Raw genomic sequence first — 729 nt, 5'->3', positions numbered from 1 at the left:
ACATATCCACATACATTACATACCCATTTTGCCATAATTTTGATCTCCTTTTCTTAATTAAGTTAGTTCTGTTTAATAATAGTAATAATTCTCAATAACTGTAGTTTCAATCTATCACATTGAATGCTCAAAGTCAAGCAAATGTCTGAAAATACATTATTTGTTCATACATTTCGGGCAAGTTCCGAAAAATCGTATATCGCATGCTGTGATCTTGCCGGAAAAGTTTCGACCGGCTTTCTCTATCAGATCGTCCATACCCTCTGTTTCCAGATCCAGGACATCTCCACAAGTTGTACACATGAAGTGACAGTGTGGTTCAACACAACCATCGAAATGATCTGCACCGCCGAAGTTGGACAGTTTCTGGATCTCACCGATCTCAGATAACAGAGAAAGGTTACGATATACGGTTCCCAGACTGATGTTGGGGTAGATTTTTTTCATATTTTCATAAACAACATCTGCGGTGGGGTGATCCTTACGGGTCATGAGAAATTCTTTGATCGATTCTCGCTGACGACTGTATTTCAATGTAGCCATATATCGCGTTTCCTTTCTGTAAATCAGTTCCTTAAATTATTCTCCGAAGTATCTTTTCAGTAATCCAGCGAATGCTTTGCCGTGTCTAGCTTCATCGCGAGCCATCTCATGTACTGTGTCATGGATCGCATCAAGGTTAGCAGCTTTGGCACGTTTAGCCAGGTCGAATTTACCAGCAGTAGCACC

At 40.3% G+C, this 729-nt stretch carries 1 protein-coding gene and 1 pseudogene; both read right to left on the bottom strand.

Annotated features, from left to right (window positions below):
• Positions 1-156: 156 nt before the first annotated feature.
• Complete coding sequence (locus tag QZL69_RS00085) at positions 157-543, bottom strand: Fur family transcriptional regulator (RefSeq protein ID WP_022213198.1); 387 nt, start codon at positions 541-543, stop codon at positions 157-159.
• Positions 544-579: 36 nt separating this feature from the next.
• Positions 580-729 (bottom strand): annotated as a pseudogene (locus QZL69_RS13890) (NADH peroxidase); the annotation flags it as partial.

It is taken from the genome of Blautia sp. CAG:237, from assembly GCF_000436615.1.
GTDB lineage: Bacteria > Bacillota > Clostridia > Lachnospirales > Lachnospiraceae > Blautia_A > Blautia_A intestinihominis.
The sequence above is the reverse complement of the archived record's forward strand: the minus strand, read 5'-3'. Positions and strand labels throughout refer to the sequence as shown.

Bases quoted from the DNA above. Each gene is read 5' to 3' on its own strand.
- QZL69_RS00085 (WP_022213198.1), bottom strand. From the start codon at position 543: ATGGCTACATTGAAATACAGTCGTCAGCGAGAATCGATCAAAGAATTT.